Annotated in this window: 18 protein-coding genes and 1 pseudogene; 7 read left to right on the top strand and 12 right to left on the bottom strand. The window is 73.1% G+C overall.

Annotation, left to right across the window (positions count from 1 at the left end):
• Window positions 1–90: 90 nt before the first annotated feature.
• The gene (locus IG62_RS0123690) at window positions 91–825 is read left to right on the top strand and encodes an SMI1/KNR4 family protein (RefSeq protein WP_051798485.1); all 735 of its coding nucleotides are present in this window, start codon (window positions 91–93) and stop codon (window positions 823–825) included.
• A 128-nt stretch (window positions 826–953) separates the two neighbouring features.
• On the opposite strand, the gene IG62_RS0123685 is transcribed toward IG62_RS0123690, so the two are convergent.
• From IG62_RS0123685 to IG62_RS0123670, 4 genes and pseudogenes are all read right to left on the bottom strand, one after another.
• A complete protein-coding gene (locus IG62_RS0123685) occupies window positions 954–1,817 on the bottom strand; it encodes an ABC transporter permease (RefSeq protein ID WP_030806751.1) in 864 nt (287 codons plus the stop codon).
• A complete protein-coding gene (locus IG62_RS0123680; RefSeq protein ID WP_078872193.1) occupies window positions 1,777–2,838 on the bottom strand; it encodes an ATP-binding cassette domain-containing protein in 1,062 nt (353 codons plus the stop codon). The genes IG62_RS0123685 and IG62_RS0123680 overlap by 41 nt, the downstream gene beginning before the upstream one ends.
• Window positions 2,838–3,290, bottom strand: a complete 453-nt coding sequence (locus IG62_RS0123675; protein WP_030806746.1) for a MarR family winged helix-turn-helix transcriptional regulator — start codon at window positions 3,288–3,290, stop codon at window positions 2,838–2,840. Before IG62_RS0123675 ends, IG62_RS0123680 begins: the two co-directional genes overlap by 1 nt.
• 179 nt (window positions 3,291–3,469) lie before the next feature.
• Window positions 3,470–3,877 (bottom strand): annotated as a pseudogene (locus IG62_RS0123670) (PTS sugar transporter subunit IIA); the annotation flags it as partial.
• A gap of 1,048 nt (window positions 3,878–4,925) precedes the next feature.
• Between IG62_RS0123670 and IG62_RS45010 the strand changes: the two are divergent.
• Together IG62_RS45010 and IG62_RS0123660 are read left to right on the top strand one after the other, a co-directional pair.
• Complete coding sequence (locus IG62_RS45010; protein ID WP_158795078.1) at window positions 4,926–5,498, top strand: hypothetical protein; 573 nt, start codon at window positions 4,926–4,928, stop codon at window positions 5,496–5,498.
• Between the two features lie 95 nt (window positions 5,499–5,593).
• Window positions 5,594–6,148, top strand: a complete 555-nt coding sequence (locus tag IG62_RS0123660; RefSeq protein ID WP_030806728.1) for a hypothetical protein — start codon at window positions 5,594–5,596, stop codon at window positions 6,146–6,148.
• Window positions 6,149–6,224: 76 nt separating this feature from the next.
• Here IG62_RS0123660 and speB read toward each other — a convergent pair whose 3' ends face one another.
• On the bottom strand, window positions 6,225–7,277 hold the full coding sequence (gene speB / locus IG62_RS0123655) for an agmatinase (protein WP_234326709.1): 1,053 nt from the start codon (window positions 7,275–7,277) through the stop codon (window positions 6,225–6,227).
• 245 nt (window positions 7,278–7,522) lie between these two features.
• Here speB and IG62_RS43345 point away from each other — a divergent pair, with 245 nt between their 5' ends.
• Entirely contained in the window at window positions 7,523–8,377 is an 855-nt protein-coding gene (locus IG62_RS43345) for a TetR/AcrR family transcriptional regulator (protein WP_063755386.1), read from the top strand.
• A 173-nt stretch (window positions 8,378–8,550) separates the two neighbouring features.
• On the opposite strand, the gene IG62_RS0123645 is transcribed toward IG62_RS43345, so the two are convergent.
• The 6 genes from IG62_RS0123645 to IG62_RS0123620 form a co-directional block, all read right to left on the bottom strand.
• A complete protein-coding gene (locus IG62_RS0123645) occupies window positions 8,551–9,780 on the bottom strand; it encodes a PP2C family protein-serine/threonine phosphatase (RefSeq protein WP_234326708.1) in 1,230 nt (409 codons plus the stop codon).
• 190 nt (window positions 9,781–9,970) lie between these two features.
• On the bottom strand, window positions 9,971–10,816 hold the full coding sequence (locus IG62_RS0123640; RefSeq protein ID WP_051798479.1) for an S-methyl-5'-thioadenosine phosphorylase: 846 nt from the start codon (window positions 10,814–10,816) through the stop codon (window positions 9,971–9,973).
• 34 nt (window positions 10,817–10,850) lie between these two features.
• Window positions 10,851–11,630 (bottom strand): acireductone synthase, encoded by a 780-nt coding sequence (gene mtnC, locus IG62_RS0123635; protein WP_078872190.1) that lies wholly within the window; start codon window positions 11,628–11,630, stop codon window positions 10,851–10,853.
• Complete coding sequence (locus tag IG62_RS0123630) at window positions 11,627–12,217, bottom strand: 1,2-dihydroxy-3-keto-5-methylthiopentene dioxygenase (RefSeq protein ID WP_030806711.1); 591 nt, start codon at window positions 12,215–12,217, stop codon at window positions 11,627–11,629. Before IG62_RS0123630 ends, mtnC begins: the two co-directional genes overlap by 4 nt.
• The gene (locus IG62_RS0123625; RefSeq protein ID WP_051798477.1) at window positions 12,214–13,929 is read right to left on the bottom strand and encodes a bifunctional S-methyl-5-thioribose-1-phosphate isomerase/methylthioribulose 1-phosphate dehydratase; all 1,716 of its coding nucleotides are present in this window, start codon (window positions 13,927–13,929) and stop codon (window positions 12,214–12,216) included. Before IG62_RS0123625 ends, IG62_RS0123630 begins: the two co-directional genes overlap by 4 nt.
• A 158-nt stretch (window positions 13,930–14,087) precedes the next feature.
• Window positions 14,088–18,311 carry a non-ribosomal peptide synthetase gene (locus IG62_RS0123620; RefSeq protein WP_051798476.1) on the bottom strand — a complete coding sequence of 1,408 codons (4,224 nt, stop codon included), beginning with the start codon at window positions 18,309–18,311 and terminating at the stop codon, window positions 14,088–14,090.
• Between the two features lie 249 nt (window positions 18,312–18,560).
• Here IG62_RS0123620 and IG62_RS0123615 point away from each other — a divergent pair, with 249 nt between their 5' ends.
• Genes IG62_RS0123615 through hppD form a run of 3 tightly spaced genes read left to right on the top strand, consistent with a single transcriptional unit; the run spans window position 18,561 to window position 23,062 of the window.
• Window positions 18,561–21,755, top strand: coding sequence for a non-ribosomal peptide synthetase (locus tag IG62_RS0123615; protein ID WP_051798475.1), 3,195 nt, complete (start codon window positions 18,561–18,563; stop codon window positions 21,753–21,755).
• A complete protein-coding gene (locus tag IG62_RS0123610; protein ID WP_030412366.1) occupies window positions 21,752–21,976 on the top strand; it encodes an MbtH family protein in 225 nt (74 codons plus the stop codon). The genes IG62_RS0123615 and IG62_RS0123610 overlap by 4 nt, the downstream gene beginning before the upstream one ends.
• A gap of 6 nt (window positions 21,977–21,982) precedes the next feature.
• Window positions 21,983–23,062, top strand: a complete 1,080-nt coding sequence (hppD, locus tag IG62_RS0123605) for a 4-hydroxyphenylpyruvate dioxygenase (RefSeq protein WP_234326707.1) — start codon at window positions 21,983–21,985, stop codon at window positions 23,060–23,062.
• Between the two features lie 42 nt (window positions 23,063–23,104).
• On the opposite strand, the gene IG62_RS0123600 is transcribed toward hppD, so the two are convergent.
• The gene (locus tag IG62_RS0123600) at window positions 23,105–24,133 is read right to left on the bottom strand and encodes a LuxR C-terminal-related transcriptional regulator (RefSeq protein WP_234326706.1); all 1,029 of its coding nucleotides are present in this window, start codon (window positions 24,131–24,133) and stop codon (window positions 23,105–23,107) included.
• Between the last annotated feature and the right edge of the window lie 4 nt (window positions 24,134–24,137).

The raw sequence follows: 24,137 nt of genomic DNA, 5'->3' as shown, positions 1-24,137 counted from the left end.
ACGTGCCGCGGGCCCGGCCCACCGTCGCGGCGCCGGCCGCGAGCCGGCTGCGCGGCGGGCGTTGTCAGTGGTGCCTCGTACGGTGGGAGCATGACTGAGCAGACATGGGCGGGGGTCCGCGAGCGGGTGCTGCGGCTGTGCTCGGCACCGGGCGCGGAGAAGGTATTCGGGTATCACGGCCATGGGTTCGCGCTGGCCGACCCGCTCACAGCGGACGAACTGGCCGACCTTGAGCGCTGGTTGGGAGTGCGCCTGCCCGATGCGTACCGGGAGTTCCTCCGAGAGGTGGGCGCGGGCGGGGCGGGCCCGGCCTACGGCGTCTTCCCCGTACGCAGAGCGGCCGGCGGCGGTTGGGAGTGGGTGGGCGACGGAGGCAATATGACGACCCCCGCCCGTTTGCTGGAGCCGTTTCCCCAGGCCGGTCCCGATGCCGAGCTGCTCGACGCGTTGGAGGCGGAACGGCCCGACGAGGCTGACTTCGAGAGTGCCGAGGAGCACGAGGAGGCGGAAGAGGCCTGGTGGGACCGGTGGGAGACGCTGATGTGGTCCGAGGACCGCACCGTCGGGGCGATATGCCTGTGCCACATCGGGTGTGCCGAGCGCCGGTGGCTGGTGGTGAGCGGGCCGGAGCGGGGCCGAATATGGGCGGACGCCCGCTGCGACGGCGTCGACATGCAGCCCCTGCTGCTGGGCCCGGACGACGGCACGCCGGCCACGTTCCGGAGTTGGTACCTGGAGTGGCTGGAGCAGGCCGAGCGTACGACGGCGGACGCCGCGCGTACGGCTGAGGGAGCGGCGACGGACGGGGCTGCGATGGCCGGATGAGCGCCGGCCGGCCGGCAGGGCATGACCGGCGGGACACCGTGCGCGCCCGCGTGCCCGGCTTCGTCGCCGCGGGACGCCGGCCCACATGACCGGCGGGCCTCATGACCAGCGGGCCTCAGGGCGCGAGGTCAGCGGGCCAAACGGCCCAGGAGGGAGGAGGCGGCGGCGATACCGGCCACGGCGGCCGCGATCAGTACGGCGTAGTCCAGGGCGAGATGGGCGTGAGTGCCGAGGAGGAGGCCGCGTAGGGCATCGACCTGATAGCTCAACGGATTCATTGTGCTGACCGTCTGGAGCCAGCCAGGCATGATCGCCACCGGGTACAGCGCATTGGAGGCGAAGAAGAGCGGCATGGTGATGGCCTGGCCGATACCCATCAGACGGTCGCGGGTGAGCACGATGCCGGCGATGGTCATCGACAGGCAGGAGAAGAAGGCCGAGCCGAGCACCACCGCTACGACCACACCGAGGAGTCGCAGCGGGTTCCAGGTCATGGCCACGCCCAGCAGTGCGGCGATGACGATCACCACTACGGCCTGGACCAGTGCTTTCACCCCGGCGGCAAACGCCTTGCCGGCGATCAGGGCGGCGCGTGGGGTCGGGGTGACCAGCAGCTTGGTGAGGATGCCGGCGTCCCGCTCCCAGATGATCATGATGCCGTAGAAGATCGCGATGAACATGGCCGACTGAGCGATGATGCCGGGCGCGAGATAGTCGATGTAGGGGGTGCCGCCGGTGGGGATGGCCTTGATGCGGGTGAAGGTCTCCCCGAAGACGAGAAGCCAGAGGGCGGGCTGGACGGCGCGGGTGTACAGCTCGGTCCGGTCGTGCCGCAGCTTCTGCAGCTCGACCACGCACATCGCGAGGACCCGGGCGGGCAGCACCCGCCATCCGGTACGGGCGCGCGGCGGGGCCAGCAGCAGGTCCAGCTGTCCGGCGCCGTGACGGGCGTCAGCCGACGCGGTGTGCGGTGCGGCGGGTGCTTCGGACATCGCGGAAGTCTCCTGACTGCTCGTCGAGGCCGCTGCCGGCGACGTCCCGGAAGACGTCCTCCAGCGTCGGCGCGGCATCGGACGAGCGCGACGGGGCCGCCGAGGACGGCGGGGAGGAGAGCGGGGAGGAGGAGAGCGGGGAAGCGGAGAAGTGGGGGTGTGACGTCGAGGCCGGGGACGGGTGGGCCGATGTGCCCGTCGTGGCCGGGGCGGGGGCTGTCCGGCGACGGACGCGGAGGGCGGACTTGAGCTCGTCCGGTGTGCCGAGGGCGCGGATCCGGCCGTGGTGCATCAGGGCGACGCGGTCGCAGTACTGGTCGGCCTCGTCCATGTAGTGGGTGGTCACGAGGACGGTCATGCCGGTGGCGGCCCGTACCGCGTTGATGTGGTCCCAGACGCTGGTGCGGGCGATCGGGTCGAGGCCGATCGTCGGCTCGTCGAGCATCAGCAGACGGGGCGCGCTGACCAGCGCCTGAGCGAGTTCGAGGCGGCGGATCATGCCTCCCGAGTAAGTCTTGGCGAGGCGGTCGGCCGCGTCGGTGAGGCCGACCGCCGCCAGCGCCTGCTCGACGCGTGCGGCGCGCTCGCGGCGGGAGACGTCGAAGACCCGGGCGAAGAGTGTGACGTTCTCGCGGCCGGTCAGGCCGGCGTCGGCGGACAGCTGCTGGGGGACGTACCCGAGCAGCCGACGGACCGCCATCCGCTCCTTGGCCGTGTCGTGCCCGAATACCCGCACCATGCCGGCCGGGACGGGAAGGAGGGTGGTGATGCAGCGGATCGCGGTGGTTTTCCCGGCACCGTTGGGCCCGAGCAGGCCGAAGACCTCGCCGGCACGTACGGAGAGGTCGACGCCGTCGACGGCCCGGGTCTCGCCGAAGGCGTAGCGCAGGCCACGGCAGAGCACGGCATCGGAGGCGTCCGGGGCCGGTGCGGGGCCCGGGGCACCGGCGCGCGATGCGCCGCCGAGGGTCTCGTCGGCGGCCTCCTCGCAGTTCTCCTCGGGGATCTCGTCGGGAGTCATCAGCCCTCCGCCTCCTCATGCAGGTTGTGGGCGAGTCTGCGCAGTGCCGGGAGAGCCGAGGCCAGGGCGGCCCTGTCGTCCTCGGAGAGCCGTGCCACCTGTTCGCGTACGAGGGCGCTCCGGCGGACTTCCCAGTCGTGCAGCCGCGCGCAGGCGGCCGGGGTGGGATACAGCAGGGCCGAGCGGCGATCCTCCGGCGCGGTCTCACGGCATAGATAGCCGGTCCGGCTGAGCCGGTTGACGAGGGTGGAGACGGAGTTGCCGGCGAGATAGAGCTCCTTCGCGGCGGCCGAGACGCGGATGCCGGGGCGGGCCACGACCAGACGCAGGAGTTCCACCTCGGCGCCGCGCAGTGGGGGCGCAGTGAGGCCGGCCCGCAGGCGGCGCCGGATCAGCCGTTGGACACCGGCCAAGACGTCGGCGAGCGAATCGGGGAACTCCCCCATGGCCATGCCCCAATTTTAGCTCTGAGTGCGAGATAGCGAAGGCACCGCGCGCCGGGCCGCGGCGTTTCACCTCCCGCGAGCATCCCGCCCCGGACAGCCCAGGCCCGGGGCGGGGAGCCGCTCCGCTGCCGTTCAGCCGGCATCCGAGGACGGGGGCGGAGGCGGGGTCGGCGCACCTACAGGCGGGGCGATCTTGCCGCCTGTGCCGTTGACGGATCGGCCAGGAGCTGGGCGAGGGCGGCCAGCGCTGCCGTGTGCGCGTCGGCGTCCTGTGCGGCAAGGCCCACGACCAACGTCACCGGATCGTTCGTCTCGTGCCCGAACGCCAACGGTGGGGACAGCCGGACCCACGAAAGCCCGGTCCTGATGACGGCGGGTGAAGGGCGGGCGTGGGCGAAGGCGAAGCCGGGGGCGAGGACGATGTAGGGCCCGTTCTCCTCGACGTTACGGATCATCTCGGCGGTGGACGCGTCGGTCGTGGCCCCCGTCTCCACCAGCAATGCGCCGGCCGTTCGGATCGCTTCCTGCCAGTCCGCCACCTGGGCGTCCAGGCGTGCAGCGGCAAGGGGGCGAAGATCACTCAGCGCTGCCATGGCAGCGGACCCTACCTACGCACCGGTGGCCGGACCTACGCACCGGTGGCCGGCGCACCGGTACGGAAGTAGAAATTCCGGCGAGCGGCGAAGTTATCCACACCCCGAACGAGCAACCTTGACAGTCAACTCGGCTGGGAGAAGCCTTAGTTCTGCATCCGGTTCCTTTCGGCAGTTGCCGGAAGTGCGGATGATCCAGGGGGCCTGGGGGACACGGGGACTCAAGAGACTTGAGTTGCTTGCGGGACTTGAGGTACTGGCTGGAGCTTGAGGGAAGGCAGACGAAAGCAGGGGGGCTCTGGGGGTACTGATGGAGACCAAGGGATAGCGAGAGATACCGAGGGATGACAAGGCGTACCAAGGGATTCGTCCGAACTTGAGGGACGCCGAGGGATTCCAGGGATTCCGAGTCGGAGGGGCCTGAGGGTTCTGAGGTTCTTGAGGGTTCCGCGGGTCTGAGGTGCTGAGGGTCCTGAGGAGTTCCCTTCAGATACCGAGCAATACAGCAATACAGCAATACATAACAGCGCAAGGGGAATTGGGGGCCCGGGTTACCGGGGAACCGGGGGAATCAGGGGGACCAGGGGGGATCATGAACAGATACATGTGGGTGCGGCGTACGCCGTCTCTGCGGGGCAGGTCGGGGGCACGGGCGCGTATGCGCCGAGGGGCCGCTCTCGGAGCGGCGGTGCTCGCTCTCTCGCTCCCGCTGTCGGCTTGTTCGTCGGACGGGGGAAGCGGGGCCGGTGGCTCGATCGGGGCGAGCGGGTCCGGTGGGTCGTCGAGGGCCGATGCGGCGTCGTCGCCCAGCTCCTCCCCCACTCCGAGCGTCGATCCGGAGTCCTATCGTCACGCCCTCACCAACGCCCTGGGTCCGCTCAACAGCGCGCTGCACGCTGTCGATCGGGCAGAGGAAGGCGGATCACTGAACCGGGCGCTGGACTCGGCGGCCAGTAAGGCCGAGGCGGCCGCGGACGCCCTGGAGACCGCCCGTACGCCGGAGAACGCCACCGCGGGCAACGGACAACTCGTCATTTCGCTACGGGCATTGGGGCAGGACCTCAGAAGTGCACGGGGAAGTGGCGGCCGGTGCGCCGACTCGCCACGCGTGACGCTCGATACGGCGGAGAGCCCGAAGAGCGTGAGAGAGGCCGGCCGCGCGCTCACGAGCCTGGGGTACGACGCCACGCTACGGCTGCCACGTACGGAAAAGGCGCAGCACCGACGGCTGTCCAATGGCGCGTTCATACGCGACAGCAGCCGGGGCGGACTGGGTCGGCTGACGGTGCGGAACGGTACGAGCAGCGATGCCGTGGTGACGTTGACCCGAGGCACGCGGACGGCCTTCTCCGTCTACATACGTAAGGGGTCCGACACCACCATACGTAGCGTCAACAGCGGTTCGTACACCGTGTACTTCACGACCGGAGAGGACTGGAACAGCCGGAAGAGCTCCTTCACGCGGGAGTGCAGCTTCGAGAAGTTCGACGACAAGGCGAATTTCCGCACCGTCCAGGTTTCCGGTGGGACGCAGTACACGGTGCTGACGTTCACCTTGAACAAGGTGATCGGCGGCAATGCGACCACGAGTCAGGTGCCGCCGGGCGAGTTCCCGTCGTAAGGGTTCGGTCGACGGCGAGCAGGTGGCGAGCAGGCGCGGAATGTGGGCGTCGGGCGGCCGCTGGGCTGCGACTGCGGCTGGGTATTGTGCGCCGGGTGGGTGACAGCAGCTTGTGGACTCTGGCAATCGCGGCGGTAACCGGTGGCACGGCGGTGCTGGCCAGTTGGGTCACCAGCCGTGGCAGCGCGCAGGCGGCGCGGATCCAGGCGGAGATCGCCGCTCGCTCGCAACGCGCCGAGCGGCTGCGCGAGAGCCGGCGCACCGCGTACCTGGACCTGATCGAACAGACACACCGCATGGGCGAGTTGTACTGGGAGATTTCGGCGACGCTGCGGCTACCCGGTTCCGATGACCGGACGGCGACGCTGACTGAGCTGCATGACAGGGAGGTGGCCGAGTACGCCAAGATCCGTCGCTGTGCGCGTGTCGTCGAGTTGGAGGGCCCGCCGTCGGCCGCAGCCGCGGCGCTGTCGCTCCAGAAGGCGACGGGCCCGTTCTACGCGGCCGTCAAGCAGGAGCTGGCCGGTGAGGGCGACGGCTGTGACGCGTTCGATGCCGCCTACCGCCCGTTCTGGGCGGCCCTGGAGAACTTCGTGGACGCCGCCCGCGACGCACACCAGCGAACGGAGGCTCGGGCAGGGGGTGCTTAGGGGCGGACGCGGACGCGACCGCACCCATAACGAACCGGCGCTCGCGACGGGCCTACGGGTGGGCCACTTCGCGGTGTCAGGGGCGGGTCGGTGCGTGGCGGTCGCGGGTGGGGCGGGTGCCGCGGCCGTCGAGGAGGGGGCGGGAGGGGTTCCAGGTGTCGCCGCGGCGGCGGGCAGCCAGGCCGGAGAGGGCTTCCAGGACGATGCGGTTGCCGAGGTAGGCCGTGATGTCGGCATGGTCGTAGGGCGGGGAGACCTCGACCACGTCCATGCCGGCCAGGGGGAGTTCGAGGGCCAGGCGGCGTACCGCGTCCAGGAGTTGACGCGAGGTGAGGCCGCCCGGCTCGGGGGTCCCGGTGCCGGGGGCCATGCCGGGGTCGACGACATCGACGTCTACGGAGAGGAAGACCGCGTCGCAGTCGTCCAGGGCGAGGGCCATCGCCTCCTCCAGGCAGGCGTCGAGGCCGCGGGCGGTGATCTCGCTCATTTCGTACGAGCGCATGTGCTGGTCGGCCATCCAGTCGAGGGTCTCCGGGCCTGGCCAGTAGCCGCGCAGGCCGATCTGGAGGAAGCGGTCGCCACGGGCGGCGCCGGATTCGATGAGGCGGCGCATGGGCTGGCCGTGGCCGTGCAGATGCCCGAACTCGGTGTCCCCGGTGTCGGCGTGGGCGTCGAAGTGGATGATCGACACCCGGCCGAAGCCGTGGGTGCGGGCGACGCCGGTCACGTCGGGGAGCGCGATGGTGTGGTCGCCGCCGAGGACGACGGGTATCGCGCCGCTCGCCGCGATGGTGGCCACCGCGTCCTCGATGGCCTGGATGCTGCCCTCGATGTCACCGGCGAACATTTCGACGTCCCCGGCGTCGAGGACGCGGAGATCGGCGAGTGCGTCCACCCGCACGGCGAGGGAGGGCCGGGAGCCGTCATGGGCGTTGTAGTCGGTGGCCCGCATGGCCTGGGGGCCGAAGCGGGTGCCGGGTCGGTGGCTCACCCCGCCGTCGAACGGGGCGCCGACGATGACCACGTCGGCTTCGCGGTAGGTCTCCGGCTCGTCGAGGGTGCAGCGCTCCACCCCCAGGAAGGTGATGTCGGGACCGAACATCGAGCCGTAGCGGGGCATGGCGTCCATCCATTCCTTGGAGGCGGGAATCGGCGGTGGGGACGTGTGGGCATGGCGGGCTGGGCTGGCGGGCTGGTATAGCGGGCCGGCATGGGTGGGCTGACGTTAAAGTCAGCCGATGTCGAGTCCTGACGTTAACGTCAGGATGTGGGGGTGGGCAATACCCGGTGTGGAAGGATCGGGCCATGGGTTCCACGGACCGTCGCGCAGAGGTGGGTCGTCAGAAAGCCGACGTTGATCGACAGGCAGCGGAGGTGGATCAACACGAGCAGGTGGACCGGCGGGGGCGGGTGTTGGATGCCGCCGTCGAGTTGATCGCCCGGGACGGTTTCGACGGGGTGCGGATCGCGGACGTGGCGCGGCAGGCGGGGGTCTCGACGGCATTGGTGCATTACCACTTCGCCAATCGGGCCCAGCTGCTGACCGAGGCGCTGACGCATTCGCTGAGCCGGGCCGAGCAGCGGCTGGCCCGTGGCGCCGGTGAGGTGGGGCGGGCCGGTGCGGACCGGCGGCTGGCGGATCTGATCGACTTCGCGCTGCCGTTCACCGACGACGACGTGCGGGAGGCACGGCTGTGGGCGGAGCTGGAGTCGCGGGCGGCCGGCTCGCCGGAGCTCGCCGAGGCGCTGGCGCGGCTCAACCGGCGTACGGAACAGCCGGTCGCCGATGCGGTGGCCGCCGGGCTGGCCGAGGGGATTTTCCACGACTGCGTGCCGGCCGAGGTGGCCACCGCGGCGCAGGCGCTGCTGGCCGGGCTGTCGGTACGGCTCACCGCCCATGACCCGGGACTGGACCTGGCCGGGGTGCGGGAGCTGGCGGGGCGTCAGCTCTCCCGGTTGGTGGGGTACGCGGGGGTGATGCCGTTCCGTCCGTTGTCGGCGGTGCTACCGGAGTCCGGCACCGGGACCGCCACTAGTACCGCCACCAGCACCGGTACCGCCACCAGCACCAGCACCAGCACCAGCACCAGCACCAGCACCAGCACCAGCACCGAACCCAACAACAACACCAACGACAGCGTGACAGAGCGGGGGGAGTCTACGGGCGCCGGGCGGGCCGCGGTGGGTCGGCGGCGGCGCGCTGCCCGAAGGCCGGCCGCCGGGCACTGAGGCCCACCACGGAGCCCGGGCGCGACGGCCCCTCCACACACACCAGCCGCTCCCCCACACCCATCCCTCCCCTTCACCCTCCCGTCCCCCACACCAGCCCCACCCCCACACCCACACCAGTCCCACACCCGCACCAGCCCCACCCCACACCAGCCCCTCCCTCACACCAGCCCCTACAGCGCCCCCTGTGGTGCGATGGCCAAGATGGCCACGTCGTCGTGGAAGATCCGGGTGTGGCGGGGCAGATCGGTGTTGAGGAAGTCGACGACGTCGGCGGGGCCGGGGGCGGGCCGGTCGGTGAAGTGGTGGCGGAGCCGGTCGAGGAGGGGGTAGAAGGCGCCGTTGTGGTCGCGGGCCTCGATCAGGCCGTCGGTGCACAGGAGCAGGACGTCGCCGGGGGCGAAGCGGTGGGTGTAGGCGGTGGCGGTCACGTCGGCGAGGGCGCCCAGGCCGAGCGGGAGGGCAGGGGGCCCGAGGAGGGGGGTCACCTCGCCGTCGGAGATCAGCACCGGTTCGATGTGGCCGTGGTTGACGATCGTCACCTCGCCCGCCACCGCGTCGTACTCGACCAGGACGGCAGTGACGAAGAGTTCGTCGTCGTGGAGTTCGGCGGCCTCGCGGGCGAGCCGGCGTTCCATCCGGGCCGCGACGCCGAGCAGGTCCCCCTGGTCGTAGGCGGCCTCGCGGAAGCTGCCGAGGATGTCGGCGACGGTGCGGACGGCCCGCAGGCCCTTGCCGCGGACATCGCCGATGATCGCGCGTTCGCAGGTCTTTGTGGCGCGGATGTCGTAGAGGTCGCCGCCGACCATGGTGCCGATCTCGCCCGAGCGGTAGAGGCCGGCCGCGAGCACGTGTCCGACCTGGTGCGGGACCGGCCGGAGCAGGGTGCGCATCAGGGCCTCGGCCACCGAGTTGGCGCGGACCAGCGACTGCTCCTGGCGGCGGCGGTGGGCGGCCAGCGCGATGCCGAGGATGCCGACGAGGGCGGTGGCGATGTAGGCGGCGACGTGGTGGTTCTCCCAGAGCTGGTGGATGTTGTGGCCGGTGCAGCAGGGGGTGCCGGCGATCACGCCTTCGAGGACGAGGGTGAAGGCGGTCACCGCGGCGACGCTGACGGGGCCCAGGGTGTAGGCGGCGACCACGGGGAGGGCGATGAGCAGGAAGCTGACCGCCCATTCGGTGGGGGTGACGGTTTCGAGCAGCAGGACCAGCGCGACGTAGCCGACCGGCAGCCAGCGCATCCAGGCCGGCGGGCGGGGGACCTCGAAGCCGCTGTTCTCCACGATCGCGGCGTGGCGGGGTGCCGGGTGACCGCGGCCCGGCCGGCGGTCGCCGCGGATCCGTTCCATGACCGGCCGGGGCGACCGGTCGGGCCCCGAACCGTCCATCCCCGACCTGTCCACCACGGGCTCCTGACACGACCGTGAGCACGGTCCTGCGACCGTGCTCAAGGCCCTTCAGCGTCGCGTGCCCGAACGGCCCGGACCCGCCATTACGCCACCTGCGGCATGTCACACCACAGGACCCGGATCACACACAGGCCCCGGGCCCACCTGGCGGACAGAGCAGCCGGGCGGGGCGCTCGCCCGCCCGTCACGGCAGTTCGAACGGCAGCTCCAGGCCGGCGAGGGTGGCGGTGCAGCCGCAGGTGCGTTCCTTGGGGAGGCGGTCGAGGGTTTCCAGGACGAGGGCGCGCAGTCGTTCGGTGTTCTGCGCGAAGACCTTGAAGACCTCTTCCTGGGAGACGCTCTGGTGGGCGTCGATGCCCGCGTCGTGGTCGGTGACCAGGGCCACGGCGGTGTAGCAGAGGGCGAGTTCGCGGGCGAGGACCGCTTCGGGGTGGCCGGTCATGTTGACCAGGGACCAGCCGGCCGCGGCGTACCACTGGGATTCGGCGCGGGTGGAGAAGCGGGGTCCCTGGATGACGACCATGGTGCCGCCGTCGGTGGCCTCGGTGCCGGTGGCGGCGGCCGCCTCCAGGACCGCTTCCCGGCCGTGCGCGCAGTACGGGTCGGCGAACGAGACGTGGACGGCGCCCCGCTCGTAGTAGGTCTGGGCGCGGCCGCTCGTGCGGTCCACGAGCTGGTCGGGGACGACGACGGCGCCGGGGCCCAGTTCGGGGCGGAGCGAGCCGACCGCGCAGGGGGCGAGGATCTGGCGGACGCCCAGAGAGCGCAGCGCCCAGAGGTTGGCGCGGTAGTTGATGCGGTGCGGGGGTACGGCGTGGCCGCGGCCGTGGCGGGGCAGGAAGGCGACGCGGCGGCCGCCGATCTCGCTGAGGGTGATCACGTCGGACGGTTCGCCGTAGGGGGTGTCGACGGTGATCCGTTCGGCGTCGGCGAGGAGTTCGTAGAAGCCGCTGCCGCCGATCACGGCGAGTTCGGCTGCGGGGATGGCGGGGCCGGCCGCGGGTCCGGCGGGGGTGGCGGTGGTGGTCATGTGTCCTGTCTCGGTGGGTGGGCCGGGAGGTCGTTCAGGCGGCCGGGGGCGGCGGTGCGGGCGGGAGGTGGTGGAGCCCGGTGAGGTCGCCGTGGACGGGGTGGCCTGCGACGGACCGGCCGCGGGGGTCGTCCGGGCGGCGGACCGCCGCGGTCTGCCAGCCGGCCGCGGCCGCGGCGTCGAGTTCGTCGCGGACGTCGCTGAGGAAGAGCGTTCGTCCGGGCGGGACGGCCAGGGTGCGGCTGATGGTGCGGTAGGAGTCCGGTGCGCGTTTGGGTCCGGCAGTGGTCAGGTCGAAGTAGCCGTCGATCAGGCCGGTCAGGTCACCGTGGTTGCTGTGGGCGAACCAGTCGCGCTGGGCCGCCACCGAACCGGAGGAGTAGATGTGGCGGGCGATGCCGGCCGCCCGCCAGCGGGTGAGCGCCTCGGGTACGTCGTCGTAGACGTGGCCGTGCAGGGTGCCGTCGGCGTAGCCGGCCGCCCAGATCTCGCCCTGGAGGGTCTTGAGCGGGGCGGCCTTGACGTCGGCGTCGGCCCAGGCGTGCAGGGCTTCGGCGGCGCCCGCCTCGTCGAGGTCGGGGGTGCCCGTCGCGGTGCGCACGGCGTCGAGGATGTCCGTCCAGCGGGGCTCGCCGCGGTGGGCGGCGAGCCAGCCGGCGATCCGCTCGCGGGCGTACGGGAAGAGCACGGTGTGGACGTGGTCGGCCGAGCCGGTGGTGCCCTCGATGTCCAGGACGACGGCGCTGACGGGGGCATCGACGCGGGCACCGACCGGGGCGGGGGGCGGGGTGCCGGGGGCGGGACGGTCGGTCACGGGGCCGCCGGTTCGGGCGTGCCGACGAGGGCGTCGAGGGTGGGGAAGGAGCGGGCGAGCGGATCGCCGGTGAAGTCGCCGACCCAGCCGTCCTCCTCCTCGAAGAAGCGGATGGCGGTGAAGTCGGGGCGGGCACCCATGTCGAACCAGTGGCGGGTGCCGGCCGGTACGGAGAGCAGGTCGCCCGCTTCGCAGACCGTGGCGAAGACCTGGCCGTCGAGGTGGAGGTAGAAGCAGCCCCGGCCGTGGGCGAAGAAGCGGACCTCGTTCTCGGCGTGGCGGTGTTCCTCCAGGAAGGTGGTGCGGGCCTTGGCGGCCTGCGCGGACCGGGCGGGGTCGTCGCTGGGGTGCAGGCGTGCCACGTCGACGAGGCGGAAGCACTGGCGGACGCTGAGTTCGTCGACCTCGGCGCGGTAGCGCTGCAGGATCTCGTCGCTGTCGTCCTGGGGCGTGACCGGGCCGCGGACCGGCCAGTGGCGCAGTTCGACGCCGTGGCCGGCAAGGGTCTTGGCGATGACCGTGGTGTCGGTGGTGCGCAGCAGCACGGTGTCCGGTGCGTCGTCCGGCATCAGCTGAAGGAGCGTCATGCGGGGGTCCCTTCCGGTGTCGGGGCGGGCCGGGCCGGCCAGTTGCCGGTATCGAGCAGGAGGAGCCGGCAGATCGCCTCCAGGCACTCCAGCCGGTTGCGGGCCTGGGCCAGGTCCCGGCCCCAGACGGTGATGCCGTGGTCGGCGATGAGCAGCGCGGGCGGTGCCTCCGGCCGGTCCTGGAGGTGGTCCGCCACCTCGGTGGCTATCCTCCCGACATCCGCGTGGTTGGGGAAGACGGGCACGTGGGTGGCTGCCGGGTCGGCCAGTCCGAGGCCCTTGAGGAGTTCGAAGGCGCGCAGCGGGAGCGGGGCCGGGCCGCTGCCGGGGGCGGCCATCTCGCGGGCCCAGCGGCCGGCCACCGCGGTGGCGTACGGGGCGTGCACGTGGATCACGGCGTGGGCGTCGGTGGTGCGGTAGACGGCCGCGTGGATGGCGGTTTCGGCGGACGGCCGGGGGCCGTCGGAGGCGAGCGGGTCGGCGGTCTCGGCGTGCACGGCGACCAGGTCACGGGCCGTCAGGTCGCCCTTGTCCCGGCCGCTGGCGGTGATCAGTGCGGTCTTGGGGTCGGTGGCGGAGCGGACCGAGATGTTGCCGGAGGTGCCGGGCATCCAGTCCCGTTCGTAGAGCGCCCTGGACATGGCGGCGACCTCGGCGGCGAGTTGCCCGTCGTCGGGGAGGTCCGTGCCGGGAGGGGGTGCGGCCGCCTCGCGGGGGCGGTGCACCCGGCTCTCGGAGACGATCGCGGTGATCAGCTCGCCGGGGGTGACGTCGAAGGCCGGGTTGAAGACCGCGGTGCCGGCCGGTGCGACCGGGGTGCCGGCGAACTCGGTGACCTCGGTCGCGGCGCGTTCCTCGATGGTGATGCCGGCGCCGGTGGGCAGTGCGGGGTCGCGGGTGGATTCGGGGGCGATGACGAGGAAGGGCACCTGGCCGCGGTCCGCGGCGACCGCGAGGCCGTAGGTCCCTATCTTGTTCGCGACGTCGCCGTTGACGGCGATCCGGTCGGCGCCGACCAGGACGCAGTCGACCAGGCCGGTGGCGATCGCGGCGGCGGCCGCGGAGTCGACGCACACCCGGTGCGGCACGCCCGCCTCGCGGAGTTCCCAGGCGGTGAGCCGGGCGCCCTGGAGCAGCGGGCGGGTCTCGTCGACGAGGACCTCGGCGACCCGGCCGCGGGCGGCGAGTTCGAGGATCACGCCGAGGGCGGTGCCGACTGCCGTGGTGGCCAGCCGGCCGGTGTTGCAGTGGGTGAGCAGTCGCAGCGGGCGGTCCGGGAGTAGCTCGTCGAGGAGGTCCGCGGCGCGCCGGACCATCGCGCCGCCCACCTCGGCGTCCTCGCGCAGCATGGCCAGGGCCTCGTCGAGGACGGCCTGTCGACCCTCGCCGAGCCGGGCCAGGACCCGGTGGACGGCCCATTCGAGGTTGACCGCGGTGGGGCGGGCGGCGGCCAGCCGCTGGGCGTCGGCGCGTACGGCCGGTTCGTCCAGGGTGCCGTCGGGGCGGCGGTGGCGGTGTGCGGAGAGGGCCACGCCGAGGGCGCCGGCCAGGCCGATGGCCGGGGCGCCGCGGACGGCGAGGGTGGTGATGGCCTCGATGGTCTCGTCGACCGTGCGCAGCCGTAGTTGCCGGTGGGTGTGCGGCAGGACGCGCTGGTCCACGGTGACGATGGCGCCGTCTTCCCAGTACAGGGAGGGCTGGCTGGCGTTCACGGGCCTGTCACCGCCTTTGTGCGGGCCGGATTTCCTTGGTGGAAACGGTAGTTGGGCGGCATGGCGGCGGTATTGCCGGGGTGTTTCCGCGGTCCGGTCTCCGTGGGGCGTCGGCGGCGGGACATGCTCCTCCTTGCGGCGGATGGGCGGGGCACGGGTCAGGCCGGTGGGGCCGCCGCCTTGAGGGCGGCCTCGACGACCGGGCCGACCTCGGGCATGGCCGCGGCGGTGACGATGCCGGTGTGGTCGGCGCGGACGGCGACGGTGTCCACCCGGCCGTCGAGGAGCGGCTGCCAGGTCTCCGAGGCGGGGCCGGCGGGGTGGTGGCCGGCTGCCGCGTCGAAGCAGAGCACCGGCCCGGAGTAGCGGCCCGGCCGGTGTTCGGCCAGGGCCCGGACGTTGTGCCGGGCGACCTCGACGAGCCGGCCGACGGTCCGTTCGTCGAGGGAGCCGAGGGCGCTGCCGGCGGTCCGCAGCGCGTCGTGCAGGGCGGCGGCCGGGGGCAGGCCGGCGCCGTCGGGTGCCTCGACGGTGATGCCGTCCAGGGCGAGCGGCAGCAGGGTGCGCGGGTCGAGGGTGGTGCCCCAGCCGAGGACATCGCCGGGGTAGGCGTCGAGGAGGACCAGCAAGGCGGGCGGTTCGCCCTGTGCCGCCAGGTCGGTGGCGATCTGCTGGGCGACCGTGCCGCCGAACGACCAGCCGGCGAGGACGTACGGTCCGTGCGGGCGCAGGGCGCGGATCCGGGCGAGGTAGCCGGTCGCGAGGTCGGCGACGGTGCGCGGGCCGGGGTTGCCGTCGGTGAGCCGGGGGTCCTGGAGGGCGTGCACCGGGTGGCCGGCCGGGACGTGCCGCAGCAGGGGGGCGTAGGCCCAGCTCAGGCCGTTGGCGGCGGGGATCAGGAAGACCGGGGGGAGGTCGCCGTCGGCGCGGAGGGTGAGTACCTCGCCGAGCTCGGTTCCGGTGCTGCCGGCGGCCGCGAGGGCGCTCAGCCCGGCCACGGTCGGGGCCCGGAAGAGGTCCTGGACGCCGAGTTCCACGCCGAGCACCGAGCGGATCCGGTGGACCAGGCGGGTGGCGAGCAGGGAGTGCCCGCCGAGTTCGAAGAAGCCGTCGTCGATGCCGACCGGGGGCAGGCCGAGGACCTCCCCGAAGAGGCGGCACAGTACGACCTCGCGGGGGCCGCGCGGGGCCCGGCCGTGCGGGGCCGCGGCGAACCGCGGGGCGGGCAGCGCACGGCGGTCGAGTTTGCCGTTGGGCGTCAGCGGGAGGGCGTCCAGGGTGAGGAGCGCGGCGGGCACCATGTAGTCGGGCAGCCGGGCGGCCAGTTGGGCGCGGAGGGCGGCGGGGTCGGGGGCGGGGCCGTCCGGTTCGGGCACGACGTAGCCGGCCAGCAGTTTCTCGCCGGCGGGGTCGGTGCGGACGGTGACGGTGGCCTGGCGGACGCCGGGCAGGGCGGCGAGCGCCGTCTCGACCTCGGCCGGTTCGATCCGGTAGCCGCGGATCTTGACCTGGTCGTCGGCGCGGCCGAGGAAGAACAGCCGGCCGCGGGTGTCCCGGCGGACGAGGTCACCGGTGCGGTACATCCGCTCGCCGGGGGCGCCGTAGGGGCAGGCCACGAAGCGTTCGGCGGTCAGTGCGGCGCGGCCGGTGTAGCCGCGGGCCAGGCCCGCGCCGGCCAGGTAGAGCTCGCCCACGACGCCGGCGGGGACCGGGCGGAGCGCCTCGTCCAGGACGTGGGCCCGGGTGTTGTCCATCGGGCGGCCCAACGGGACGGTGCCGTCGGCGCGTTCGCCGGGGTGCCAGGACGTCTGGGTGACGCACAGGGTGGTCTCGGTCGGGCCGTACAGGGCGCGGACGGCGGTGTCGGGGCAGGCGGCCAGGACCCGGGCGACGGCCGGTCCGGACACCGCGTCGCCGCCGGTCAGCACCTCGCGGACGGGTGCGAAGCAGTGCGCGTGGTCCTCGGCAACGGTGCGGAACAGCCCGGCGGTCAGATGGACGTGGGTGATCTGGTGCCGGGTGATCAGCCGGGTCAGGGCCGGGCCGTCGGGTGCGCCCGGGGGTGCGACGACCACGCAGCCGCCGTTCAGCAGCGTCACCCAGATCTCGTAGGTGGAGGCGTCGAAGGCGTGCGGGGCGTGGAAGAGCACCCGGTCGCCGGGGCCGAGGCCCCAGCAGGAGTCGCGGGCCAGGTCGAGGACGCCCTGGTGGGTGGTGCCGATGCCCTTCGGCTCGCCGGTCGAGCCGGAGGTGTACATCACGTAGGCGAGGTGGTCGGGGTGGACGGCGGGCGGTGCGGCGGGCCGGCCGCGGTCCGTGGTGGGGCGGGCGCCGGGGGTCAGGACGGTGTGCCCGGTGGCCGCCGGGTGCTCCCGGTGCGCGGGGTCCGCGAGAAGCACCGGGCTGCCGGCCTCCGCCAGGGCCGCCCGGAGGCGGGCTTCCGGGTGGGCGGGGTGCAGCGGCAGGTAGGCGGCGCCGGCCTTGAGGACGGCGAGCTGGGCCACCAAGAGGTCGGCCGACCGCTCCATGAGCAGCGGGACGGCGGTGTCGGGGGTCACTCCGGAACGGATCAGTTCCCGCGCCAACTGCTCGGCCCGGCGGGCGAGTTCGGCGTAGGTCAGGGCGGTGTCGCCGTGGACCACGGCGGGGGCGTCGGGTGCGGCGGCGGCCCGGGCGTCGAAGGCCTCGACGACGGTGCCGGGTGCGGACGGCCGGACGGTGCCCTGCCAGTCGCGGGCGAGCTGCTCGTGTTCGGTGGCGGAGAGCAGGTCGAGGGCGCCGATGTGCGCCTGCGGATCGGCCGCGGCCCGGTCGAGCAGCCGGAGCAGCCGCTCGCCCAGGGTCTGGGCGGTGGGCTCGTCGAAGAGGGCGGTGCTGTAGGTGAGGGAGAGTTCCAGCAGGTCCTGGTCGGGCCGCTCGTCGAAGGCGAACTCCAGGTCGAACTTGGCGCCCTGGGCCTGCGCGCGGTCCGTGACGCAGGTCGCGCCGGCCAGTTCCAGCCCGAGGTCGCCGCCGTACGCCCAGGAGAGCACCACCTGGAACAGCGGGTGCCGGGAGAGCGAGCGGGGTGGCTGGAGTTCCTCGACGAGCCGGTCGAAGGGCAGGTCCTGGTGGCTGAAGGCCGCGAGGTCGGTGTCCCGTACCCGGGCCAGCAGGTCGTCGAAGGTGGGGTCGCCGGAGGTGTCGGTGCGCAGCACCAGCGTGTTGACGAAGAAGCCGATCAGTTCGTCGAGGGTCTCGTCGGTGCGGCCGGACACGACGGTGCCCAGCGGGATGTCGGTGCCCGCGCCCATCCGGGTCAGCAGGGCGGCCAACGCGGCCTGGGCCACCATGAGTTCGGTGGCGTGGCCGGTGCGGGCGAGGTGCCGGATGCCGGCGCGGGTGGCGGCGTCGACGGGGAGGCGCAGGGTGCCGTGGGCGGTGCCGGGCCTGTCCGGGCGGGGGCGGTCGGCGGGCAGCGGCAGTTCCTCGGGCAGGTCGCGCAGGGCGGTGCGCCAGTGGGCCAGTCCGCGGGCGACCGGGGAGCCGGGCACGGACTCCTCGTCGAGCGTGGCGCGCTGCCACAGCGCGAAGTCGGCGTACTGGACGGGCAGTGGCTGCCAGTCGGGGGCCCGGCCGTGCAGCCGGGCGGCGTACGCGGCGGACAGGTCACGGCCGAGCCGGCTCACCGACCAGCCGTCGCAGGCGATGTGGTGCAGCGCGAGGACCAGCACCCACCGGTCCGGCGCGGTCCGCAGCAGCTCGGCGTGCAGCGGGATTTCGGCGGTGAGGTCGAAGACATGGGCGCTCGCGGCGGCCACCGCGGCGGGCAGGGTGTCCGGGGTGCGGTCGGTCAACGGCAGGTCGATGCGCACCTCGTCGGCGGGCAGTACCCGCTGGGTCGGCTCGCCGTCCCGCTCGCCGTAGAGGGTGCGCAGTGCCTCGTGGCGGGTGACGACGTCGCCGAGTGCGGCGGCCAGTGCGCGGTCGTCGAGGGTGCCGGTGATCCGGGTGACGACCGGGATGTTGTAGGTGGCGCCGGGACCGGCGAGGCGGTCGAGGAACCACAGTCCGCGCTGGCCGGAGGAGAGCGGTACGGAGTCCGGGCGGGGCGTCACCCGGGTCGCGGGAGGGTGCACGGGGTCGTCGGCGGCGAGGTGGGCGGCGAGCTTGGCGACCGTCTGGGCGCCGAACAGCGCCCGCACCCCGATCTTGACGCCGAGCACCGTCCGGATCCGGTTGATCAGCCGGACGGCGAGCATCGAGGTCCCGCCGCGCGCGAAGAAGTTGTCGTCGGCCGTGATGTCGGGGGCGTCGAGGATCTCGGCGAACAGACCCCGGAGGATCTCCTCGCGAGCGCCGCGCGGACCGTGCGGTGCGGCGCCGGTGCCGTCCAGTGTCATCGGGAAGACCTCATCCCATTGCGCTCTTCCGGAATTGCAAAAGGAATGTGCGGAAAGGCGATGCGGCGGTCATTCAACCGGCCGCGGGGAATCCGCACAAGCAAGGTCCGGTGTCCCGCCGGCGGGACACCGCGGGTTCCTTGACACCCCTTCCGGCACCGACCTACGTTGCCGAGCGCCGTCGCCGGACCGCGGTGGAAGCCGAATGCAGATCCGGGCCAACTCATCCGTGCCGAAAGGGGATTCGGCTTGCCGGAAGCGCCGAGCACCATCACATCGGTATTCGCCGCCCGGGTGGGCGAGAAGAAGGACGCGCCCGCGGTCGGGCACGGCGGCGGTGCCGCGCTGTCCTACGGCGCGCTCGACGAACGCAGTGATGCCCTCGCCCGTGCCCTGGCCGGCTGCGGCGTCCGGCCGGAGGACCGCATCGGCATCCTGATGGAGCGCGGCCCGGACGTCGTGGTCGCCCTGCTCGGCACGCTGAAGGCCGGCGGCGCCTACGCCCCGCTGGACGTCCGCTCCCCCGCCGCCCGGCTGCGGACGGTGCTCGGTGAGTGCGGTACCCACCTGGTGCTGGTGGACACCGCGGAGCGGGCCGCGGCGCTGCGGGCGAGCTGCGCCGAGGACCCCACCGGCGCGCTCGCCGGGGTGGCGGTCCGGGTCGTCGGGGAGCTGCTGGACCGCGCGCCGGTGGACGCCGTGGCTCCGCCGCCGCCCGTGCTGCCGCAGCAACTCGCCTACGTCATCCACACCTCGGGCTCGACCGGCCGCCCGAAGGGCGTGGCCATCAGCCACCGGGACGTGGTGGAGTTCGCGGCCGACGACTGCTGGGCCGGTATCGACGCGCGGGTGCTGCTGCAATCGCCGCTGGAGTTCGACGCGTCGGTGTACCAGATCCTGGTGCCGCTGCTGCGCGGCGGGACCGTGGTCGTCGCGCCGCCGGGGCGGCTGGATCCGGCCACGCTGGTGCGGACCCTCGCCGCGGAGCGGATCACCTCCACGTTCATCACCCCGTCGATGTTCAACCTGATGACGGAGGAGTCCCCGGACGCCTTCGGGCACGGCTGCCAGGTGTGGATGGGCGGCGAGGTGGCCTCGCCCAGCGCGGTCGCGCGGACGCTGGCGGGCTCCGGGCCGGGGTCGGTGGTCAATGTGTACGGGCCGACCGAGGTGACCGTCTTCGCCACCCGGCACCTGGTCACGGAGGTGGGCGACGGGCCGGTCCCGATCGGCTCGGCGCTGGCCGGTGTGCGCACCCATGTGCTGGACGAGCAGCTGCGGCCGGTCGGCCCGGGCGAGGTGGGCGAGCTCTATCTTGCCGGGCGGGGCGTGGCCCGTGGCTACTGGGGGCGGCCGGAGCTGACCGCCGGCCGGTTCGTGGCGGATCCGTTCGCGCGGGACGGCAGCCGGATGTACCGCACCGGCGATCTGGTGCGGTACCGCGCGGACGGGCTGCTGGAGTACTTCGGCCGCGAGGACAACCAGATCAAGCTGCGCGGTTTCCGCATCGAGCTCGGGGAGATCGAACACCAGCTGACCCGCCGGGACGACGTCGCCCGGGCGGCGGTCGTTCCGCTGCCCGACCACCACGGCGGCAAGAACCTGGTCGGGTACGTCGTCCCGGCCGCGCCGGCCACCGCCGCGACCGTCGGGGAGGACTGGCCGGCCCGGCTGCTGGACGCTCTGCGGCTGGCCCTGCCCGGCCACATGGTCCCCGCCGCCTGTGTGGTGGTGGACCGGCTGCCGCTGACCAACAACGGCAAGCTGGATGTGCGGGCGCTGCCGGCGCCGGTGTTCGAGGGTGCCGGGCGGGCCCCGCGCAACGAGACCGAGCGGCTGTTGTGCCGGGTCTTCGCGGACGTGCTGGGCGTGGACCGGGTCGGCATCGACGACAGCTTCTTCGCGCTGGGCGGGCACTCGCTGACCGCGACCCGCGCGGCGGCGGGCATCGGCGCCGCGCTCGGCGTCCGGCCGGGCCTGGAGGACCTGTTCGCGGCGCCGACGGTCGCCGGGCTGGCGGCCCGGCTGGAGCAGCGCAAGCAGGCCGGCCCGGCGGCCCGCGTCCCGCTGGTGCCCGGGCCGCGCGAGGGCCGGGCCGAACTGTCGCACGCGCAGCGGCGGTTGTGGCTGCTCTACCAGCTGATGGGGGACGCCGATCCGGGCTACCACATCCCGCTGGTCCTCCGGCTGCCCGGCCCGGTCGACACCGACGCGCTGCGTGCCGCGCTGGCCGATGTGACGGCTCGTCACGAAAGCCTGCGGACGGTCTTCCCCGCCGACGGGGAGACCTCCCACCAGGTGGTCCTCGACCCGGCCGACGCCCGGCCCGGACTGACCGTCACCGACTGCCGGCCGGCCGAGGTGGAAGGGCTGCTGTCCCGCGCCGTCCGCGCCCCGTTCGACCTGGAATGCGAGCTGCCGCTGCGGCTGGCGCTGTTCCGCACCGGCGAGGAGAACGTGCTGCTGGTGGTGTTGCACCACATCGCCGCCGACGGCTGGTCCTTCACCCCGTTCTTCCGCGACCTGTCCCGGGCGTACGCCGCCCGGCGCGCGGGCACGGCACCCGATTTTCCCCCGCTGCCGGTCCAGTACCGCGACTACGCCGCCTGGCAGCGCCGGGTCCTCGGCGACCGCGCGGACCCGGACAGTCCGCTCGCGCGGGCGCTGGGCCACTGGCGTGCCGCGCTGGCCGGGATCCCGCAGTGCACGCCGCTGCCCGGTGACCGTCCGCGCCCGGAGGTGGCCGGCGGCGCGGGCGACGTGGTGGAGTTCGTGATCCCCGCGGAGTTGCGCCGGGCGCTGGACGAGCTGGCCCGGACCAGCGGCTGCACGCTGTTCGTGGTGCTGCAGGCCGCGCTGGCCGGGCTGCTGACCCGGCTGGGCGGCGGTGAGGACATCGTGGTGGGGACCCCGACCGCGGGCCGCGCCGACGAGGCGCTGGACGATCTCGTGGGCTTCTTCGTGAACACCGTCGTGCTGCGCACCGACACCTCCGGCGATCCGCCGTTCGGCGAGCTGCTGCACCGGGTGCGGCAGGCGTGGATCCCGGCCTACGCCCATCAGGACGTCCCGTTCGACCTGCTGGTGGAGGCGGTCAACCCGCCGCGGAGCCTGGCCCACCACCCGGTGTTCCAGATCGCGTTCGGGCTGCTGAACACCGCCGGGTCGGCGCTGGTGCTGGACGGCACCGCCCATGAGTGGCGGCTGGCCGGCTCCGGCGCGGCCCGCTTCGACCTGGCCTTCGACCTGGTCAGCCGTACGGCGCCGGACGGCGCGCCGGGGGCGCTGGACGTCAGCCTGGAATACGCGACCGAGTTGTTCGACCGTGCCACCGTGCAGCGGCTTGCGGACCGTTACGTCCGGCTGCTGCGCGAGGTGGCCGCCGATCCCGACCGGCGGCTGGGCGCACTCCCCCTCGATCCTCCTGAAAGGTCATCGTCATGAATCCCTTCGACGACACGGACGGTACGTTCAAGGTCCTGGTCAACGCCGAGGGCCAGTACTCCCTGTGGCCGGCGTTCGCCGAGGTCCCGCCGGGCTGGGAGGTGCGGCTGGACGACCGCGGGCGGGCGGAGTGCACCGCGTACATCGAGGAGCACTGGACGGATCTGCGGCCGGCCTCCCTGGTGGCGGCGATGGCCGCGGCGCAGGACGGCAGGGGCTGACCCGGGATGTCTGCGATGACCCCGGTCCCCGCCGGACCGCTCCGCCAACTCCGTCTCGATCACCTCGGGTTCGCGGTCGCGGACCTGGCGGCCGCCGCGGAGCCGTTCACCGCGTGCTACGGCTTCGGCGTCCTGGACCGGTCCCCCGGTGTCTTCGGCGCATCCGGTGTCCCGGGGGACGGGGTCCGTACCGTGGCGGTGGGTGCTGGCGGCATCCGGCTGGTGCTGACCGCCGCGCGGGACGCCGGGCATCCGGCCGCCCGGTACGTCGCGCGTCACGGTGACGGGATCCGGGACATCGCGCTCGGGACCCCGGACGCGGCGGCCACGTTCGCCGAGGCGGTGCGGCGGGGCGCCGAACCGGTGGCCGGGCCGGCCGAGCGGGACGGGGTGGTCACCGCCTCGATCGCCGGCTTCGGGGACGTGGTGCACACCTTCGTGCAGCGGCCGGGACCGGCGGCCGGTGCGCCCGGCCCGGCGGCCACCGGGCTGCACGGGATCGACCACCTGGCGGTGTGTCTGGAGCCGGGGCGGCTGGGACCGACCGTCGAGTACTACGAACGGGCGCTGGGCTTCGCCGCGGTGTTCAGCGAGCGCATCGTCGTCGGCGCGCAGGCGATGGACTCGATCGTGGTGCAGAACGACGCCGGGACCGTCACGCTGACGCTGATCGAGCCGGACACCGGCCGCGCACCGGGCCAGATCGACCGGTTCCTCGCCTCCCACGGCGGCGCGGGCGTGCAGCACGTCGCGTTCGCGTCGGACGACATCGTGCGCTCGGTGGGGCTGCTGGCGGCGCGCGGCATCGGCTTCCTGGACACCCCCGGCACCTACTACGACCTGATCCCGGGCCGGCTGACGCTCTCCCGGCACTCCGTCGACGAGCTGCGGGACCTGAACGTGCTGGCCGACCAGGACCAGGACGGCCAGCTGCTGCAGATCTTCACCCGGTCCGGGCACCCGCGCGGAACGCTGTTCTTCGAGGTCATCGAGCGGCTCGGCGCCCGGACGTTCGGCAGCGGCAACATCAAGGCGCTGTACGAGGCCGTGGAGTTGCAGGAGAACAGGTCGGACGCGACCCGGTGAGGACGCCGTCCGGTGCGCCCGTCCGGTCCGCGTCCGGGCCGGTCAGAAGGTCCGTTCCGGCGGAGGGCCGCCGGGCGGCTCCGGCAGCCACAGCAGGCCGGAGGTGGCCAGCAGATAGCCGAGCTGGGCACGGCTGTTGCTGCCCAGCTGCTGGGAGACCCGGCTGATGTGCTTGGCGACGCTGCGGCGGCTCATGCCCATCCGCCGGGCGATGGAGTCGTCGGTCTCGCCGGACACCACGGCATGCAGGATGGCCCGCTGGACGTCGGAGGTGATCAGCGGGGAGCGGGCCGGTACGCCGCCCGGTCCGACCGGCACCGAACGCGACCAGGCGCTGTCGAAGAGCGCGACGAGGAAGCGCAGCAGTGCGGGGTGCCGGATCTGCAGGGCGCTGTCGCTGCGCTCCTCGGTGGTGGGGATGAAGGCCACCTGCCGGTCGCAGATGATCATCCGCTCGAACACCTCGACCAGGGTGTGCACTTCGGCCCCGGCGGTGGTGACCTTCTCGATGTAGGCCAGCGTGGGTGCGTGCGAGCGGACGGTGTGCTGGTAGATGGTCCGCTGCCGGACGCCGCGTTCGAGCATCCGCAGGTCCCGGTCGAGCGCCTCGCTCAGCAGGTGTTCCGGGCGTCCGCCGCCCGGCTGGGTGGTCAGCAGTTCCTCGCGGCAGCCGCTCACGGCGGCCTCCAGGGCGTTGCTGATGACCGTGGCGCCGTTGAGGACGGTGAGCGTGGGCTGTTCGCCTTTCCTGGCGTCGTCGTAGGTCCGGGTGAAGACGGAGAGGGTGGCCTGGACGGAGCGGTAGGTGCGCTGCTGGTCGGCGATCGCCTCTTCTATGGGGCGCAGCGCGGCGATCGCCGCGGCCTCGGGCGGGACCGGGGTGGTGACGCCGGGTGTCCGTGGGTCGTCGGTGACGAGACCGAGTGCGCGCAGGCACGGCGGGGCGGTCTCGCGGCTCGCCGTTCCGTCACGGAGAATGCGCCGGTAGTAGCTCAGCGCATCGCCGCATACCCGACCTGAGGGTAATTCACCCCCATTGCACCGACATCGACCCAGTTCTTCATCGTTCACAACT

This window comes from Streptomyces sp. NRRL S-337 (assembly GCF_000720175.1).
In the GTDB taxonomy this organism is placed as follows: Bacteria; Actinomycetota; Actinomycetes; order Streptomycetales; family Streptomycetaceae; genus Streptomyces; species Streptomyces siderophoricus.
Note: the sequence above shows the minus strand (reverse complement) of the source record. Positions and strands in the feature narration are given on the sequence as shown.